The following is a 17,140-nucleotide window of genomic DNA, read 5'->3' on the forward strand; positions in this document are numbered from 1 at the left end:
CTAATTTTTTAAAAAATGATTCTCTTGCATAGACCGGTTCTAACCATTCATTTTTTAAAATATGTAAAGGATTTTCTGACATTAAAGTATGAATAGCATGATAATTATATTTTTTTCAAGTAAATAAAATATTTTATTTAAACAAGGTTTTCGAGAACCAGTAGCTCGATGCGTATCTGTAGCAATTACATGGATCAAGCCTTCATCTAATAGTTGAAAAGCTATTTTTTTAGCTTGTTTACCATGATATCCTAAAAAGCTTGAAGTATTTACTTGAATAATACAACCACTTTCAATAAAACCATTTACTCTTTCAATATCTAGTCCATTTTTAAAATATCTTTCAACATGAGCAATAATAGGAGTATAACCTTTAAATTGTACATCATATAATCTTTCTTCTATTTCTTGTTCATTTCCTATTTCTTTTCGTACATCAAATTCTACTAATACATATTGTGTGTTTTCGATAGGAATAAAAAGATTTTGATCTAGAGCTTTTTGATAATCATGATTAAGAAATAATTCACAGCCATCTAATATATCAATATTATATTCAGTTGCTAGCATTCTTAAATCATCAATTCTTTGAATAAAATCATGAATATCATCTTTAGTATGAACACCAGGAGTTACATGTGGTGTAGCAACGATTGCACTTATTCTATTTTCTCTAGCAAGCTCTAAAGCTTTTCTTGCATCTTCATAAGATGGCATACCATCATCAATATTCCAAGCATAATGACCATGTATATCAATAAAAGACATGAAATCTCCTCCAATACTAATTGATATTATCTATCAATTAGTTTGAAAAATCAATAGAAATGAATTGTATTAAGAATATTGATATGGTAGTATTTGAATACAAAAAAATGAATGATAGTGTCGTTGAGTGTCAAATAATGTCGTTTAGTAAAAAGAACAAAATAATTATTGTTATTTTTATTTTGGACATTATAATGACTATAGTTAATGTTTTATTATTCTGCTTAGAAAGCGAAAATAAAAATGTCAAAAATTAAGGAAGGAAATTTTATGACAAAAAAAAGAAGTCAGATTTTAATAAGAAAAAACTTGCTTAGTTGCTTTTGATATTTTAAGTGTCATTATTGCTTTCTTTTTATCATCTATTATTGCTTATAATGGTCATATAGAATTAAGCTTTTTACGATATTCTTATTATTTATTAAGTGGTTTAATTGTAAGTAGCTTAATCTTTTTTGTCTTATTAAGATTATATGACAGTTTATGGAGATATGCTTCTGTCAATGAATTATTAAATGTTATTATAGCATCAGTTTTAAGTACGATTTTTTATTGTATTTTATGTACGATTTGTCCGGTGACACCACCTATTAGTACGGTGTTCCTTTATTTACTTATCTTGCTTATGCTTGTTGGTGGAGCTAGATTTGGATATCGTTTTTTAAGATTATATGCTACTAGACACCATTTATTAGGTAGAGGAGAACATATAGAAAGTCGTGTCATGATTATTGGTGCTGGTTCAGCTGGTGAAAAGATTTTAAGAGAAACATTAGTTACACCAAAAATCAATAAAGAAGTGGTATGTTTTATTGATGATGATTTATCTAAAAAAGGAAGAAGAATCCATAATGTACCTGTTGTTGGAGGAAAAAATGAAATCTTGCAACAAGCTGAAAAATATCATGTAGATGAAATTTATATTGCTTTACCTTCTATTGATGATAAAGAAGTTTCTGAAATTTTAAATATTTGTAAAGAAACTAAATGTAAATTAAAAAAATTACCTGGTATTTATCAATTCTTAAATGATGAAATTACTTTAGAAAAATTAAAAGATGTAGAAGTTCAAGATTTACTTGGAAGAGATCCTATTAAAGTAAACTTAGAAGAAATTATGGGATATGTTCAAGATAAAGTTGTCATGGTTACTGGTGGTGGAGGATCTATTGGTAGTGAGTTATGTCGACAAATTGCTAAGAGTCATCCTAAACAATTAATTATTGTAGATATTTATGAAAATAATGCTTATGATATTCAATTAGAATTACAACGTAAATATCCTAAATTAAATTTAGAAACAATGATTGCTTCTGTTAGAGATCAAAATAAGATCAATGATTTATTTGCTTATTACCATCCAGATATTGTTTATCATGCAGCAGCTCATAAGCATGTACCTTTAATGGAAGATGCACCACATGAAGCAATTAAAAATAATGTTTTTGGAACTTTAAATGTTGCTAAAGCTGCAGATCAATATGGAGTTAAAAAGTTTATTTTAATTTCAACAGATAAAGCTGTTAACCCAACCAATATTATGGGTGCTTCAAAAAGATTATGTGAAATGATTGTTCAATCATTTGATAAGAAATCAAAAACAGAATTTGTAGCTGTACGTTTTGGAAATGTATTAGGATCTAATGGATCAGTTATTCCATTATTTAAAAAAACAAATTCAAAACGGAGGGCCAATTACTATTACTCATCCTGATATTATTCGTTATTTTATGACGATTCCTGAAGCTGTTTCGCTTGTATTGCAAGCAGGAGCGTATGCTCATGGTGGGGAAATCTTTGTCTTAGATATGGGAAAACCTGTTAAGATTTTAGATATGGCTAAAAACTTAATTAAATTATCGGGATTAGAGCCAGATGTAGATATTGAAATTAAATTTATCGGTCTAAGACCTGGTGAAAAGTTATATGAAGAAATGTTGATGAAAGAAGAAGGTATGCAAACAACACCTAATAAGATGATTCATGTTGGTAAACCTATTGAGTTATCTCATGATTTCTTTGATCAATTAGATCATCTTTATCAAGTGGCTTATGATGAAGATAGTAATATTAGAAAAGAAGTTCATCAAATGGTTGATACATATCATTATGATGAAAATACAACACACGGTATCAAATAATCTAACAATCAAATGTTAGATTTTTTTGTATATTAAAATATTAAATAAAAGACCACTTTTCTAATAACTACAGTATTTAGGCGTTAAAAGAGTTAAATAAGCAGCTTCATTTACTATTTTGTTCTACAATATATTTGTAATCAAAATAGAAAGTTGAGGATATAACTAGAGTACTGTAAAACCTAAAAAAATTTCTTTAATTGACTTTATTAATCAATTTGGTCAAGAAGATCGACAAATTAATTTCTTTTTGAATTTAAAATGGCCTACTGGCTTGTCTTGCGATAAATGTGATTGTCATGATTATTACTTAGTCAAAAGAAAGAATGTTAAGAATGGCTATCTCCTCATTTGTAAAAAATGTGGACATCAACATTCTTTATTAGCTAATACTATTTTTCAGGATTCTAATCTATCTTTGCTTAAAATTCTTATTGGCTTATATGTTTTCTTTAATTCCAATAATGGAGTTAATGGAAATCAATTGGCTAATTACGTGGATGCTAATGTGAAAACTGCACGTAAATTTAGTAAAAAATGTAGAATCTTGATGGCTGAAAGTAATAATTCTAAGATTTTACAAAGCTCATTTTATGAAATCGATATTCTTGAAATTGGTGGACATCATAAAGGAAAACGTGGGAAAGACTCTGAAAATAAGCAACCAACGCTTTTAATATTGTCTACTTTAGAAGATAACAACTATCCCCAATATGTTAAGCTTCATACTTTACCGAACTATAAAGGTGAACCTATCGAAGAATATCTCAAAGAAAAATGTTTGTTTGACCCAACTATAGTAATCAACTGTGATAGAGATAAAGCATTTTTTTGCTTAAATAAATTAGCACAGTTAGAAAACAGTGTTGTAGATTATACAAAGGAAAATCATAAATTAAAGTGATTGAATACTTTTATAGGAAATATTCAATCAAATATCAATCACTTATATAGATTAGTTAAAAAACGTGATTTACCATTATTCTTATCCGAACAAGAATGGAGAATAAATCATCGATATTCAGGTAAAAGAATTATGGATAAAGTGAAAAAGTATATTAGTATGTCAACACCTGTTACTTTTAAACAAATAACAAATTCTGTACTTGCTTATGAAAAACAATTTTTGTCTGCTTAGTATGAGAAAGGTGGTCTTTTATTAAAATTAAATAAGAAATTATTAATTGGATTTTTGATTCTTGTTGGTGGAACATTATTAATGTTACTTTAAATATGGCGAAAGCCATATTTTTCTTTTCAAAAGAAATAATATCCTTTAAAATAAATAAAGGTGAAAAGAATGCAAAAACAATTAATACAATGGTATCAACAAAATAAAAGAGACTTTCCTTGGAGAAAAGACCAAGATCCATATCATATTTGGATCAGTGAAATTATGTTACAACAAACAACGACAGAAACAGTTATCCCTTATTATGAGCGTTTTCTAGAAAACTTTTCTACAATTGAAGCACTTGCCAGTGCTTCTTTAGAAGAAGTCTATAAAATGTGGGAAGGTTTAGGATATTATCGACGTGCGAAGCATTTACATGAAAGTGCTCAAATAATTGTTGAAAAATATCAAGGGAAATTTCCTTATGAATATAATGATATTTTATCTTTAAAAGGAATTGGAGAATATACTGCCGGTGCTATTAGTTCAATTGCTTATGGAAAACAAGTTCCAGCTGTAGATGGCAATGTTTTAAGAATTATCAGTCGTTATTATTTGCTTAAAGAAAATATAGCAGAAACAAAAGTACAAAAGAAAATCTATCAAATAGTTCAAGAATTGATTTTAAATCAAGATGCTTCTGCTTTTAATCAAGGAATGATGGATTTAGGAGCAACGATTTGTAAACCTGTCCATCCACTTTGTTCTCGTTGTCCGATTCAAAAAGAATGTTTAGCTTTTAAAAATAAACAAACGGATGTTTTACCTATTAATATAAAAAAAATAAAAAAACAAGAGATAAGTTATATTACAGGAATCATCACTTATCAAGATAAATATTTACTTATTCAAAATCCACCAGGAGGATTATTAGAAAATTTTTATGGTTTTGTACAATATGATGTTGAAAGTCCCTATAGTTTTGTTTCTTCTTTTCAAGAAAAGTATCATCAAGATTTAATAATTCAAGCACATATTAAAGATATTAAACATGTTTTTAGTCATCGTACATGGTTTATGCATGTTTATCATTTTGTTTTAGAACATGAAATAGAAGGAATGTATACTTTAGAGGAAATAGAGGCTTTACCTTTATCAACTGCCCATTTAAAAGTTTTAAAAGCGTATCTAAAGTTCATGTAAAATACAAATAAAATAAATATAATAGTTAAAGGGTGTGATGCTATGAAATTATTTAAGAAAGAAAGTAAAATTGAAAAAGAGGAGTACTTTTCTTTTTGTGTTGAAGGAATTTATAAACATAAAAATGGTGAATTGTTTGTTTTAGGAATAGTTGATGGAATTATACAAAAATTAGATTCTTTATTTTTGATAGGTCCTTATGGTTATGAAGAAAAAGTAGAGATTCAAGAATGGATAGAAGTAGATTCTAAGCAAAATTATTATGCATTATTGATTGATCAACGTTTTCAAGAAGAAATAGATCAAGGGTATATCTTTACGAATAAAAATAATCATTTAGCAACTTCAAGAGAAGAAGTTTATAATCCTTATCTTCAATTTTTATTAGATCAAGTTAATCGTCAACACTATGATTATTTAGATATTTTATTTGAACAACTTGCGACAAGAGCTTATTTTTTAGCTGTATTTGATTATCAAGATTTTCCTATTTATCAAATAAATGATAAAAAATATTATCCAATTTATACAAGTCAACTAGAAATGAATAAAGATCAAAAATGTAAAAATAAAAAAGGTTCAGTTTATAGTTTTGATGATTATTCTAGAATGTGTTTAAATCAAGATAAACTTGATGGAATTATCATTAATCCTTATCATAAAGAAAGAAGTATTGTTTTAAATAAAGATGTTATTCAACATATTAGAACAATTAAAGAAAAAAATATAAAAACATATGCGAAAGCTAAAAGTTATCTTAAAGATAGGAAAAGGAGACAAAAGTATGAAATTGATTATGAGAGCTGATGATTTAGGATTTAGTGAAGCAGTCAATTTAGGAATTTATAAAGCAGTTAAAGAGGGTGTTATTACAAGTGTTGGGATGATGACAAATATGGAACATGCAAACCATGGGTATGAACTTGTAAAAGATTTTGATATTGCTTTAGGGCAACATACAAATATTTGTGCGGGAAGACCCTTGACTGATCCTAAGCTTATACCATCTTTAGTTCAAGAAAATGGTGAATTTTGTTCATCAAGAGAAATTAGAAGTAGAAAAGAAGATACAGTAGTTATTGAAGAAGCTGAGATGGAAATTGAAGCACAATATTTACGTTTTAAAGAAATCACTGGAAATGATCCTGATTATTTTGAATGTCATGCTGTTATTTCACAAAACTTTTTTATAGCTTTAAGAAATGTGGCTAAAAAATATGGTCTTTTTTATGAAAATGTTTTATTTGATCAAGAGTTTGAAAAAGAAAATAATATTTATGGTATTGCAATGGCCAAGCTTAATGAACAAATGCTTTATGATCCAAAAGAATATATTGAAAACAGTTTAGAATTTATTAGAAATCATGATGTATCCGTGATGGTTTTCCATCCAGGGTATTTAGATCAATATATTCTAACACATTCATCTTTTACGCTTATTAGGGCAATGGAATGTGATTTTCTATGTTCATCATGGTTAAAAGATTGGCTTAAAGAGTATCAAATTGAATTAACTGATTTTAGAAAGGTTAAAAATGCATAGATGTTCATGGGTCAATGATGATCCTCTTTATATTGATTATCATGATCATGAATGGGGAAAACCTGTTTATGATGATCAAAAATTGTATGAAATGTTTTTATTAGAAACATTTCAAGCAGGGCTTTCTTGGATCACTATTTTACATAAAAGAGAAGCTTTTAAAGAGGCTTTTGATCAATTTGATGTTAATAAAATAGCAATGTATGATGATTGCAAAATAAATGAGTTAATGAATAATCCAAAAATCATTCGTAATTCTAGAAAAATTAAAGCGGCAGTTAAAAATGCACAAATATTTATTGAAATACAGAAAGAATATGGTTCTTTTTCTAAATATTTATGGGCTTATACAAATGATAAAATTATTTATGAAAAAAAAGAGAATGAAACAACGAGTACGTTATCAGATCAAATTTCTAAGGATTTAAAGAAAAAAGGCATGTCATTTGTAGGAAGTATTACAATCTATTCTTATTTAGAAGCAATTGGGATTTATAATCATCATGATAGAAATTGTTTTTTACATCTTTAAAGAACAGTTTCTTTTTTTGTATTATTAGGTATAATAAAAATAAGGTGAGTTTAATGCAAAAAAAGAGACAATTAAAAACTTGTATTGTTGTTGTCGTTTTAATGTGTCTACTAACGGTTTCCATGACATTTCAAACAATTTGTGTAAAGACAATCAGTGATAATTATATTAATTCACTTATTGTCAATCAAATTATTGATTTAATTATAGACGAAGAAACAGATGCAAATTTTCAACAAATAAATCAGTTACAAAATAAAATAAAAAAGAGTGATGCTCTTTATCAATTAAATAGATATGCTTTTGATCAATCTATGCGAAATACCAATAAAAATAAAATAAAATTAGATCAAAAAGAATTACAAAAATTTTCTACATCATGTAAAAAAATGATCAAAGATGAATTGAATATATCTATTAAAGAAAAACAAATTATGAATATTTTAAAACAAAATCAGTTTTGGAATAAAATGATTCATCGTATGAAAAATAAGTTAAGTTATTTTTCAAAAATCTTTGTTTTTATTTATTCGATTATGCAATCAATATTTTTTAGAATAATTATTTTATTGTGGATATTGTTATGTTTTTTTAGATTATATAATTTAAATAAATCAGGTTTTTCTTTGGTTTTTTCAATAGTTCTTTTAGTAAAAGGCTTGATTGATTATATGATGATAGGATTAATTGAAATATCAAAATCTTTTTATATTAAGATGTTAAATATTCCTATTTCATCTATAAGTATTGATTCTTATTTGATTGTGGCAATGGTATCTTTAATGATTGGCATGATTCTTTTTGTTTGGCATATATATAAGGCAGAGTAATCTGTCTTTTTGTTTATAATTTTTTATCTCTTTGATAATAAATTATAAATTGTATGATTTTATACAATTTCGCTAGACAAACAAAATTGTATACAATATAATGTTAGCAATACAAATAAGAAAGGAAGGTTTTATATATGACCGAAAAAAGAGTTTACAATTTCTCAGCAGGTCCTTCAATGTTGCCTGTTGCTGTACTTGAAAAAGCAGCAAAACAAATGTTGAATTATGAAGGCAGTGGTATGTCTGTAATGGAGATGAGTCATAGATCCTCTTCCTACTTAGATATCTTTGAAAAAACGAAAGGATTATTAAAGAAAGTGATGAATGTTCCTGACAATTATAAAATTGTTTTTATTCAAGGGGGAGCAACTCAACAATTTTCAATGGTTCCTTTAAATCTTTTAAAGAATGGGAAAGCTGATTATGCGATTACAGGTGCTTTTAGTAAAAAAGCAGCTGCAGAAGCAAAAAAATATGGGGATATTCATATTGTTTATGATGGTAGTAGCTATGATTTTAAACATATTCCAACACAAGATGAATTAGATTTATCTAAAGATGCATCTTACTTACACATCTGTGCCAATAACACAATTTATGGAACAGAATGGAAATATGTTCCTGAAACAAATGGCGTACCAATTATTGCGGATATGTCATCTAATATTTTATCAAAACCAGTAGATGTAAGTAAATATGGGATGATTTATGCGGGTGCTCAAAAGAACATGGGAATTGCTGGATTAGGAGTAGCAATTATTCGTGAAGATTTACTTCAAGATGTTGCCCAAACAACACCTGTTTTATTAGATTATAAATTGATGATCAAAAATGATTCAATGTATAACACACCACCAGCTTATGCAATTTATGTTTTAGGACTTGTTCTTGAATGGATTGATTCTTTAGGTGGATTAGAAGTTATGAAAGAAAGAAATGAAAAGAAAGCTAAATTAGTTTATGACTATTTAGATCAATCGACTTTCTATAAAGCACATAGTGATAAAGAAAATAGATCACTTATGAATGTGACTTTTACAACACCAAATAAAGATTTAGATGCGAAGTTTGTTAAAGAAAGTATCGAAGCAGGCATGACAAATTTAAAAGGTCATCGTTCTGTAGGGGGAATTCGTGCTTCTATTTACAATGCAATGCCATATGAAGGTGTTGAAAAACTTGTCGCATTTATGAAAGAATTTGAAGAAAATAATCGATAAGGAGTCAAGTATGTATAAGGTTAAATTGATGAATAAAATATCTTCAGTAGGATTGGATTATTTTAATGAAGATTATGAATATGGGGAAACGTTAGAAAATGAAGATGCTATTTTACTTAGAAGTGCATCTTTACATGAATATGAATTTACAAAAAATGTTAAAGCGATTGCGAGAGCTGGTGCGGGGGTCAATAACATTCCTGTTGAAAAATGTTCAGAAAAAGGAATTGTTGTTTTTAATACACCGGGGGCAAATGCGAATGCGGTAAAAGAACTTGTTTTATGTGCTTTATTTTTATCAAGTCGTAAGATCGTTGAAAGTATTGAATGGGTCAATACTTTAAAGGATGATGAAAATGTAGGAAAGACAGCAGAAAAAGGAAAGTCAAACTTTGTAGGGCCTGAAATCGAAGGTAAAAAATTAGGGGTCATTGGTCTAGGTGCTATTGGAGTTTTAGTTGCAAATGCAGCTAATAAACTAGGAATGGAAGTTTATGGATATGATCCATTTATGTCTGTCAATTCTGCTTGGGCTTTATCAAAACATGTACGTCAAGCAAAAGATATGGATGAAATATTTAAAACATGTGACTATATTACTGTCCATGTACCAAGTACTAAAGATACAAAGGGTATGTTAAATAAAGAAAAGTTTGCATTAATGAAAGACGGAGCACGTTTATTGAACTTTGCTAGAGGGGATTTAGTTGTAAACGAGGATTTATTAGAAGCGGTTGAATCAGGTAAATTAAGTAAATATATAACTGATTTTGCTTCACAAGAATTAATTGGAAAAGATAATATTATTGTATTACCTCACTTAGGAGCTTCTACTCCTGAAAGTGAAGATAACTGTGCGAAAATGGCGGTTCAAGAATTAAAAGATTTCTTAGAAAATGGAAATATTAAAAATTCTGTGAATTTCCCAGCTGTTAATCAACCAAGAGAATCAAAAGTAAGACTATGTATTACCAATAAAAATATGCCAAATATTTTGGCACGTATTTCTAAATTATTTGCTGATCACAACTTAAATATAGAAAATATGGTGAACCGTTCTCGTGGGGATTATGCTTATACATTAATTGATACAAATGATGATGTACGTCAAGATATTATTGAACGTATCGAAGCAGCTAAAGGAATTATTAATGTAAGAGTGATTAAATAAAACTTGATAAAGGTATTTCAAGAAGTCCTAAGGGACTTCTTTTTTTGGACTATTTGTCCATTGAAAGGAGGAAAATAGAAAGATAAAATGATAATAGAAATGAGACAAATGTGAAACAAATAAGAGACAAATTTGAGACGAATTATCTTTAAACACAATTAAATTAAGAAAGCTCCTTACATCAATATTAAAAAAGAGATAAAAAGCGATGATGGCTAACTATAAAACACTCATGTAAGGAGGTAAAAAAATGAGGCAAATAAGAAATGCAAGTGATACAACCTGTAAACAGTTATTAAGAGACGAGGAATGTTTTGCCGATCTCTGTAATTATGCTTTTTTTCAAGGAAGACAGGTCATTAAACCAGAAGAACTTGTTTCTAGAGAAAATGATCTGTCGACCTTGATAGGAAATGTAGATGATCCAACAGAGATCAAAAGATATCGAGATGTGGTAAGAAAAGCAAGTATTCATGGAGATTATGTGATTATCGGAGTTGAACATCAAAGTACTTTTGATAAAAATATGATTTTTCGCATACTCAACTATGATGCAACGACTTATATCAATCAAGTTGAAAGTAAAAAAGAAGTCTATCCAGTAGGAAGCTTTGTGTTCTATACGGGAGATGAAGAATGGAAGTTGCCAGAAACATTAAAAGAAACATTGAAAAGTATACCATCAGAGATGGAACCTTATATCAATGATTGGAGACTACCTGTTATCGACCTTAAAACAATGGATGCAAGAAAGCTTACGAATCGAAGATTAAGAGATGTCGTAGAAATCAGTCAAAGTATGTTTGCAGGAAGTTATGAAGGATTAAGAGAAAATCGTAAAATTGAAACAGAAAGCTTCATGATGGCGGCAACATTTACACGTACAAATATTAGAAGAGAAGATTTACCAGAAGGAGATGAAATCAATATGTGTAAGGCAATGGATCAATTATTTCAAAGATTTGAAAATCAAGGAATTGAAAAAGGAAAACTCAATACTTTAAAAGAACTGCTTAAAGTGAAATTAGGAACTTTATCAAGTCCTTTAGAAAAACAACTCACAAATACATCGCTAGAAAAATTAAATGTTCTTATATTAAATATCTTTAACATCAATAGTGAAGAAGATGTTTTAAAAATTATCAATTAAAAGAGCTATACGATTTATTCGTATAGTTCTTTTATTCTATCCACCATTTAAATAGGGGGAAGGGCATATTAGAAAACATAAGATAACGTGGAAGCAAATATTGTTTATCATTGCGTGTCATATGTCTATTTTGATTGTAACTAAAGGCTAGTTTAACAGAACTTGATTTGAGATAATCTTGCGCATTTTGACAACTGACACCATATGGAAAGGCAAAGTAATCTGTTGAAACAAGGCCTTTGTTTTTTTCAAAGTCTCTTTTTATTTCATTTGTTGTCATGGTTTCTATTTTCTTTTTATAGGGTAAATGGCCAATATGGTGCATATCATAAGAATGACTGTAGTATTCAACATATTGATCATTTTTCAAATCATTTGTTTGTAAGTAAAGTAGGTTATTGGTTTTTGTTTTATAACCAATGACAAAGTTTGTAGCTTGCAAATTATATTTTTTTATAATAGGTTTAACAATAGTGTTAAAGTTTTTATATCCATCATCAAAAGTTAAACATACAGCTTTTTTAGATACTTCTTTTTTTCCATGATAATAGGCTTCAACATCTTCCATGGATAGGCATTGATAATTATTATCCGCTAAATATTTCATTTGTTTTTCAAATTCACTTATAGACATAAAATAAGGATTTGATGCATAGTTTTCTTTTTTTTCTTGTTCACTTACGACACCATGGTATCCTAAGATAGCAATTCCATCTTTACCGTTTTCATGAATAATGATGTCTTTTGTCATCCAGCCAAGTCCGATTGCTATGTAACAAACAAGAACACATAAAATGACTTTTAATATATTTTTCATAATATTCCAACTTTCTATCAGTACTAGTTTATAGAAAAACAGCACTGATGTCAAAAAAAGCTATGAGACTTCATAGCTTAAGACACAAGTAATAAACATCGCTAGGACAAATTCTTTTAAGAAAAGATTTTCATAATTTAAGTGTTCTTCTTTTTTATTTATAAAATAAGATAAGTAATTTTTAAGAATTTGATGATTTGTGAGATCCTTAAAAGATTGGGCGATATTTTTAAAATCAATTCTTTCTATTTCTCTTAAATCAGGTTTAATTTGATTTTTGATGTTTTGAATAATATCTTTAAAATGATAAACCTTTAAATCATCGTAATCATGTTCACTCATATAAAGTTCTAAACCTAAGATAAAATAATCTTCTAATTTTAAGTAATCTAAATACGTATTTTCTTTTAATAAATCAAGAATAGGTGTTTCATCAGAAATTGTAAGTAAATGATGATTGTATTGATTTTCATAGTTTAAAATTTGATTATGAAAAGATAAAGCTATTTCTTGAATATTTTCTTCAGGATAAAAAGCAAAACGATGCCCTTTTAATTTTTTAAATGTTTTTAAAGTATCAAGATAACCTAAGCGTATTCTTTGATCCAATAGCTCTCGATTAAAATCAAGAAAGCCACCTAAATGCTTAGACGGTCTAATAAAAGTGATATTTTCACGATGTAATAAATAGGGATGGGTCGCTTCTTGATTGAGTTCAATTGCAATAATTTTTTGTGCTCCCATTTTTAAAGCAAGAGAGATAGGTAAATTATCATAATATCCGCCATCAATATATCCTTGCTTATCTATATAATGAATAGGAAATGCAGGAAAACATGAGGCTGAAGCAATAGCATATTCTACAATGTTATCTTCGCTCATATCATCTACTGTGATTTCTAATGGTTTCATAGAAGGAAAAGCAACAGTGCATAAACCATATTTGATAGGTGAACTTTTCGCTTTTTTGCCATTATAAAGACCTTTGATTAATTGAACAAGTGGTTCAATATCAGCACCTTTTTTATCAAGATAGGACTTTAAAAAAGGACCTATGTTAGAAGAATTGTTCATTAGATTTTCAATTGAAAAATCAAATTGAATAGGATGCTTTAAAACCTTTTCTAATGATAAAGTATCCCATAATTCATAAAGCTTTTGATAATCTTCTTGAGCTACAAGTAGCCCATTTAAAGCACCAATAGACGTACCAGTAACAATATCAAAATGATATCCTAATTCTTGTAACGCTTTCATGCATCCTGATTCATAAGCTCCTTTAGAACCGCCACCTGATAAAACTAATCCATATTTCATAAAAACACATCCTTTTCAATAATTATACTTTTTCATAAAAAAAATACAACTTTATCATTTTAATATATGAAGAGTTTGTTATAATTATATGGCAAGGAGGATTAAAAAATGAAAAATGTAGTGAAAACAGATCAAGCTCCAGGAGCTATTGGTCCATACAGTCAAGGAATACAAGTAGGGGATATGTATTTTTTCTCAGGACAAATTCCTCTAGTACCAAGTACAGGTGAAATGCCAGAAGGAATCGAAGCACAAGCTCATCAAGCTTTAAAAAATGTGAAAGGATTATTAGATAGCCAAGGATTATCATTTTCAAATGTTGTTAAAACAACTGTCTTTTTAGATAACATGGATGATTTTACAACAGTAAATGGTATTTATGCTGAATACTTTGTAGAACCTTATCCAGCAAGATCTGCTGTAGAAGTTGCTAAACTTCCTAAAGGAGCTTTAATTGAAGTAGAAGTTATCGCTAAAAAATAATTAAAAAAGAGATTTCTTTTTTGAAATCTCTTTTTTGTATATTATAAGAAAAGAATTGCAATAATTCCTACTATAAAACAATAGTAAGAAAAATAATTCAATTTTCTTTTATTTAAAATACTAAACAATAAATTAAGTGCTAAATAAGTAACGATTCCACTGACAATAAAGCTGATTAAATATGGAAGCCATAATGCAGCGACAGTTGAACTTGTTAAAAAATGTTTAAGTTTTAAAATAATTGCGCCAAAGCTTACCGGCATAAACATAAAGAAAGAGAAATCTCTTGCTGCTTTTTGATCAAGACCACCAAGCATTCCACCAGTAAGTGTTGATCCACTACGAGAAACCCCAGGAAGTAAAGCAAGTAATTGGAAAAATCCCATTCTTAATGCATCCCATAAATTCATGTTTTTTGTTGTTCTTTTTCCTTTATATCCAAATTTGTGAATAAGCATTAAAAAACAAGAAGTTAAAAGTAAACAACAACCTACTAATTTAGGATTAGAGAAAGCATGTTCAATATAATCATTAAAAAGAACACCACCAATTGCTGCAGGAATTGTAGCAACAATTAATAACATACAAAATCTAAAATCAGGTAATAGTTCATCTCTTTCTTGAGGTTTAGCAATATACCCGAAAAAGGATTTGATTAAACGAATAATATCTTGGCGATAATAAAACATGATAGCAATGAGCGAACCAGTATTAACAATAACTTCAAAAGTAACATCATTCATTTGTGGAACCATTAAACCAAGTTTTTCAAAAATACTTTGGAATAAAACTAAATGTCCACTACTTGAGATAGGAATAGGTTCACTAAAACCTTGAATAGCACCTAAGATTGCATAGACAATAATATCTTTAATTAAACTCATAATTTCACCTCGTCACCCATTATATATGAAAATATTATAAAAATATACAAAAACATTTTTTTAATGGAGATGACATATAATAAAGAAAAAGGAGGAAGAAAATGATTGTTAATTGGGTTAAAGAAGATGAAGAACTATTAGAGCCATATGAATGGTCAAATGGTGATGATATCGAAATCATTTCAACACTTTCATGTTTTAAAGTAGATCAAAAAACACTCCATGATTTTATTTATGGATGTTTACACATTTTTGATCAAAAGTTGTGTCAAAAAGTATTTGCAATAGGAGATGGTCATTATGCTTTAGCGATTGAAACAGATGATCAAGGAAAGCTTTGCTATCGAAGTGTTTTTGATTTTTGTGATCGTGATAAAATGAATAAAAAGATTGCTGCTTTAGAACTGTCTAATATTCATTATCAAATGTATGATGAAGGAGAAATGAAAGAATATGGTCTAACGAGAGAGGAAAGGTTAAAAAAGCAATTTATTGAACAAAGAATTGATGAACTTTATATGGAAAATTATGATGATTTTTTGATGTTATGTAGACAGTTAAATATCGAAGATGCACAAAGTATCCAAAAATATAATCATTTAAAAAATAAAATAGCTAAGGGCTATACATTTATACATGAAATCCTATTCTATGAATTTACTAAAAAGGAATACAAAAAGAAATAAGCAATACTTATTTCTTAATTGTAATTCCTATTTTTCTTTCAACTTTCGCAAGTTTTTTTCTTGCCATATAACGTGCTTTATCAGCACCTTCATTTAAAATTGTATCGATATAGTTACCTTGATTGATTTCATTATATTTATCATGGATTTTTTGTAATTCATTACCTACAACTTCAGCTAGATCTTTTTTAAATTGACCATAACCAACACCTTGATAACGTTCTACAAGTGCATCAATAGATTCACCACTTAAAATAGAATAAATAGTAAGTAAGTTTGAAATACCAGGTTTATTTTTAACATCATAGTAAATAGCGTTATCACTATCAGTGATAGCAGACATGATTTTCTTTTTAGAAACATTAATATCATCTAAAATATAAATACATCCTTTACCTGTTTCATCAGATTTAGACATTTTCTTTGTAGGATTTTGTAAGTCCATAATACGTCCACCTACTTTTGGAACAAGTGGTTCAGGTAATTTGAAAGTTTCACTATAACGATTATTAAATCTTTCAGCAATATCTCTAGCAAGTTCACAATGTTGTTTTTGATCTTCACCAACTGGTACATAATCTGGATCATAAATTAAAATATCAGCATTCATTAATGACGGATAATTAAAAATACCAGCTCCAATAGATTCATCTTTTTTAAGTTTGCTTGCTTTATCTTTATATTGAGTCATACGTGATAATTCACCCATTGACACCATACATCCTAAATACCAACCAAGTTGAGCATGTTCTAAAACATCAGATTGTAAAAATAATGTGACTTTTTTAGGATCTAATCCAGCTGCTAAATATAAAGAAATCAAATCTTTTGTATTTTTTCTTAAATCCTTTGGTTCTTGATAAATTGTCATACTGTGTAAGTTAGCAACAAAAACAATCATTTCATATTCATCTTGATAAGAAACAAAAGGTTTGATAGCTCCTATATAATTTCCTAAAGTTACTCTTCCTGTTGGCTTGATGCCACTCAACATTCTTTTCATAAATTTTCCTCCTTAAAATAAAAAACGTCCTTAAAAAAGGACGTTATAAACGCGGTACCACCTTAATTCGTATAAAATATACGCTCTTGATTTTAACGCGATTAGCGACAAAAGACTTGTGCCTTTTGTAACTCCAGAACCCCAATTTCTATTATATCAATGGCTTATTTCCATCAACCATAAGCTTTCTATAACATTTAATATAATTTACTTATGTTCCTTCAAAGTCTTTAAAAACATTATAATGAGCTCATCTATAAAAATCAAGATATTTA

19 protein-coding genes and 1 other annotated feature are annotated in these 17,140 nt (G+C 28.2%); of the genes, 14 read left to right on the plus strand and 5 right to left on the minus strand.

All coding sequences use genetic code 11. The features are described 5' to 3' along the window. Window positions 1-81: 81 nt before the first annotated feature. Entirely contained in the window at window positions 82-768 is a 687-nt protein-coding gene (locus tag Fi14EGH31_RS02755; protein WP_200765111.1) for a tyrosine-protein phosphatase, read from the minus strand. 544 nt (window positions 769-1,312) lie between these two features. Here Fi14EGH31_RS02755 and Fi14EGH31_RS02760 point away from each other — a divergent pair. The 12 genes from Fi14EGH31_RS02760 to Fi14EGH31_RS02810 all read left to right on the plus strand — a co-directional run bounded on the left by Fi14EGH31_RS02760 (window position 1,313) and on the right by Fi14EGH31_RS02810 (window position 11,675). Continuing rightward, window positions 1,313-2,482 carry a polysaccharide biosynthesis protein gene (locus tag Fi14EGH31_RS02760; RefSeq protein WP_233544756.1) on the plus strand — a complete coding sequence of 390 codons (1,170 nt, stop codon included), beginning with the start codon at window positions 1,313-1,315 and terminating at the stop codon, window positions 2,480-2,482. Continuing rightward, complete coding sequence (locus Fi14EGH31_RS15515) at window positions 2,412-2,909, plus strand: polysaccharide biosynthesis protein (RefSeq protein ID WP_230312815.1); 498 nt, start codon at window positions 2,412-2,414, stop codon at window positions 2,907-2,909. The genes Fi14EGH31_RS02760 and Fi14EGH31_RS15515 overlap by 71 nt, the downstream gene beginning before the upstream one ends. A gap of 274 nt (window positions 2,910-3,183) precedes the next feature. Further along, a complete protein-coding gene (locus Fi14EGH31_RS02765) occupies window positions 3,184-3,813 on the plus strand; it encodes a hypothetical protein (RefSeq protein WP_195933323.1) in 630 nt (209 codons plus the stop codon). Next, window positions 3,814-4,047 (plus strand): hypothetical protein, encoded by a 234-nt coding sequence (locus Fi14EGH31_RS02770; RefSeq protein WP_117783067.1) that lies wholly within the window; start codon window positions 3,814-3,816, stop codon window positions 4,045-4,047. Window positions 4,048-4,209: 162 nt separating this feature from the next. Further along, window positions 4,210-5,226: an A/G-specific adenine glycosylase gene (gene mutY / locus Fi14EGH31_RS02775; protein WP_022000946.1), complete on the plus strand. Its 1,017-nt coding sequence runs from the start codon at window positions 4,210-4,212 to the stop codon at window positions 5,224-5,226. Between the two features lie 42 nt (window positions 5,227-5,268). Then, the gene (locus tag Fi14EGH31_RS02780) at window positions 5,269-6,033 is read left to right on the plus strand and encodes an SseB family protein (protein WP_117347474.1); all 765 of its coding nucleotides are present in this window, start codon (window positions 5,269-5,271) and stop codon (window positions 6,031-6,033) included. Further along, window positions 6,011-6,769, plus strand: a complete 759-nt coding sequence (locus tag Fi14EGH31_RS02785) for a ChbG/HpnK family deacetylase (protein ID WP_200765112.1) — start codon at window positions 6,011-6,013, stop codon at window positions 6,767-6,769. The genes Fi14EGH31_RS02780 and Fi14EGH31_RS02785 overlap by 23 nt, the downstream gene beginning before the upstream one ends. Then, window positions 6,762-7,301: a DNA-3-methyladenine glycosylase I gene (locus Fi14EGH31_RS02790; RefSeq protein WP_032089481.1), complete on the plus strand. Its 540-nt coding sequence runs from the start codon at window positions 6,762-6,764 to the stop codon at window positions 7,299-7,301. Before Fi14EGH31_RS02785 ends, Fi14EGH31_RS02790 begins: the two co-directional genes overlap by 8 nt. A gap of 53 nt (window positions 7,302-7,354) precedes the next feature. Then, window positions 7,355-8,131 carry a hypothetical protein gene (locus tag Fi14EGH31_RS02795; protein ID WP_118748902.1) on the plus strand — a complete coding sequence of 259 codons (777 nt, stop codon included), beginning with the start codon at window positions 7,355-7,357 and terminating at the stop codon, window positions 8,129-8,131. Between the two features lie 137 nt (window positions 8,132-8,268). After that, complete coding sequence (gene serC / locus Fi14EGH31_RS02800) at window positions 8,269-9,354, plus strand: 3-phosphoserine/phosphohydroxythreonine transaminase (RefSeq protein ID WP_107030472.1); 1,086 nt, start codon at window positions 8,269-8,271, stop codon at window positions 9,352-9,354. A gap of 10 nt (window positions 9,355-9,364) precedes the next feature. Further along, window positions 9,365-10,525 (plus strand): phosphoglycerate dehydrogenase, encoded by a 1,161-nt coding sequence (locus Fi14EGH31_RS02805; protein ID WP_022000940.1) that lies wholly within the window; start codon window positions 9,365-9,367, stop codon window positions 10,523-10,525. A gap of 250 nt (window positions 10,526-10,775) precedes the next feature. Then, a complete protein-coding gene (locus tag Fi14EGH31_RS02810) occupies window positions 10,776-11,675 on the plus strand; it encodes an Rpn family recombination-promoting nuclease/putative transposase (protein ID WP_117865121.1) in 900 nt (299 codons plus the stop codon). A 31-nt stretch (window positions 11,676-11,706) separates the two neighbouring features. Here Fi14EGH31_RS02810 and Fi14EGH31_RS02815 read toward each other — a convergent pair whose 3' ends face one another. Further along, window positions 11,707-12,492: a polysaccharide deacetylase family protein gene (locus Fi14EGH31_RS02815; RefSeq protein WP_022000735.1), complete on the minus strand. Its 786-nt coding sequence runs from the start codon at window positions 12,490-12,492 to the stop codon at window positions 11,707-11,709. A 60-nt stretch (window positions 12,493-12,552) separates the two neighbouring features. Then, the gene (locus tag Fi14EGH31_RS02820; RefSeq protein ID WP_022000734.1) at window positions 12,553-13,809 is read right to left on the minus strand and encodes a patatin-like phospholipase family protein; all 1,257 of its coding nucleotides are present in this window, start codon (window positions 13,807-13,809) and stop codon (window positions 12,553-12,555) included. 108 nt (window positions 13,810-13,917) lie between these two features. Here Fi14EGH31_RS02820 and Fi14EGH31_RS02825 point away from each other — a divergent pair, with 108 nt between their 5' ends. After that, window positions 13,918-14,292: a RidA family protein gene (locus Fi14EGH31_RS02825; RefSeq protein ID WP_022000733.1), complete on the plus strand. Its 375-nt coding sequence runs from the start codon at window positions 13,918-13,920 to the stop codon at window positions 14,290-14,292. A gap of 41 nt (window positions 14,293-14,333) precedes the next feature. Here Fi14EGH31_RS02825 and Fi14EGH31_RS02830 read toward each other — a convergent pair whose 3' ends face one another. Continuing rightward, window positions 14,334-15,176, minus strand: a complete 843-nt coding sequence (locus tag Fi14EGH31_RS02830; protein ID WP_107030467.1) for an undecaprenyl-diphosphate phosphatase — start codon at window positions 15,174-15,176, stop codon at window positions 14,334-14,336. A 101-nt stretch (window positions 15,177-15,277) separates the two neighbouring features. Between Fi14EGH31_RS02830 and Fi14EGH31_RS02835 the strand changes: the two genes are divergently transcribed. Then, complete coding sequence (locus Fi14EGH31_RS02835; protein ID WP_032089489.1) at window positions 15,278-15,862, plus strand: hypothetical protein; 585 nt, start codon at window positions 15,278-15,280, stop codon at window positions 15,860-15,862. Window positions 15,863-15,869: 7 nt separating this feature from the next. On the opposite strand, the gene trpS is transcribed toward Fi14EGH31_RS02835, so the two are convergent. Then, a complete protein-coding gene (gene trpS, locus Fi14EGH31_RS02840; protein WP_117480807.1) occupies window positions 15,870-16,865 on the minus strand; it encodes a tryptophan--tRNA ligase in 996 nt (331 codons plus the stop codon). A gap of 33 nt (window positions 16,866-16,898) precedes the next feature. Further along, window positions 16,899-17,099, minus strand: a binding site (T-box leader). Between the last annotated feature and the right edge of the window lie 41 nt (window positions 17,100-17,140).

It is taken from the genome of Faecalibacillus intestinalis (assembly GCF_015097455.1).
Classification (GTDB): Bacteria; Bacillota_I; Bacilli_A; order Erysipelotrichales; family Coprobacillaceae; genus Faecalibacillus; species Faecalibacillus intestinalis.

Excerpts from the sequence above, each read along its gene's own strand:
- Fi14EGH31_RS02755 (WP_200765111.1), bottom strand. The coding sequence starts at position 768 with ATGTCTTTTATTGATATACATGGTCATTATGCTTGGAATATTGATGAT.
- Fi14EGH31_RS15515 (WP_230312815.1), top strand. The coding sequence starts at position 2,412 with ATGGATCAGTTATTCCATTATTTAAAAAAACAAATTCAAAACGGAGGG.
- mutY (WP_022000946.1), top strand. The coding sequence starts at position 4,210 with ATGCAAAAACAATTAATACAATGGTATCAACAAAATAAAAGAGACTTT.
- Fi14EGH31_RS02780 (WP_117347474.1), top strand. The coding sequence starts at position 5,269 with ATGAAATTATTTAAGAAAGAAAGTAAAATTGAAAAAGAGGAGTACTTT.
- Fi14EGH31_RS02785 (WP_200765112.1), top strand. The coding sequence starts at position 6,011 with ATGAAATTGATTATGAGAGCTGATGATTTAGGATTTAGTGAAGCAGTC.
- Fi14EGH31_RS02790 (WP_032089481.1), top strand. The coding sequence starts at position 6,762 with ATGCATAGATGTTCATGGGTCAATGATGATCCTCTTTATATTGATTAT.
- Fi14EGH31_RS02795 (WP_118748902.1), top strand. The coding sequence starts at position 7,355 with ATGCAAAAAAAGAGACAATTAAAAACTTGTATTGTTGTTGTCGTTTTA.
- serC (WP_107030472.1), top strand. The coding sequence starts at position 8,269 with ATGACCGAAAAAAGAGTTTACAATTTCTCAGCAGGTCCTTCAATGTTG.
- Fi14EGH31_RS02805 (WP_022000940.1), top strand. The coding sequence starts at position 9,365 with ATGTATAAGGTTAAATTGATGAATAAAATATCTTCAGTAGGATTGGAT.
- Fi14EGH31_RS02810 (WP_117865121.1), top strand. The coding sequence starts at position 10,776 with ATGAGGCAAATAAGAAATGCAAGTGATACAACCTGTAAACAGTTATTA.
- Fi14EGH31_RS02815 (WP_022000735.1), bottom strand. The coding sequence starts at position 12,492 with ATGAAAAATATATTAAAAGTCATTTTATGTGTTCTTGTTTGTTACATA.
- Fi14EGH31_RS02820 (WP_022000734.1), bottom strand. The coding sequence starts at position 13,809 with ATGAAATATGGATTAGTTTTATCAGGTGGCGGTTCTAAAGGAGCTTAT.
- Fi14EGH31_RS02825 (WP_022000733.1), top strand. The coding sequence starts at position 13,918 with ATGAAAAATGTAGTGAAAACAGATCAAGCTCCAGGAGCTATTGGTCCA.
- Fi14EGH31_RS02830 (WP_107030467.1), bottom strand. The coding sequence starts at position 15,176 with ATGAGTTTAATTAAAGATATTATTGTCTATGCAATCTTAGGTGCTATT.
- Fi14EGH31_RS02835 (WP_032089489.1), top strand. The coding sequence starts at position 15,278 with ATGATTGTTAATTGGGTTAAAGAAGATGAAGAACTATTAGAGCCATAT.
- trpS (WP_117480807.1), bottom strand. The coding sequence starts at position 16,865 with ATGAAAAGAATGTTGAGTGGCATCAAGCCAACAGGAAGAGTAACTTTA.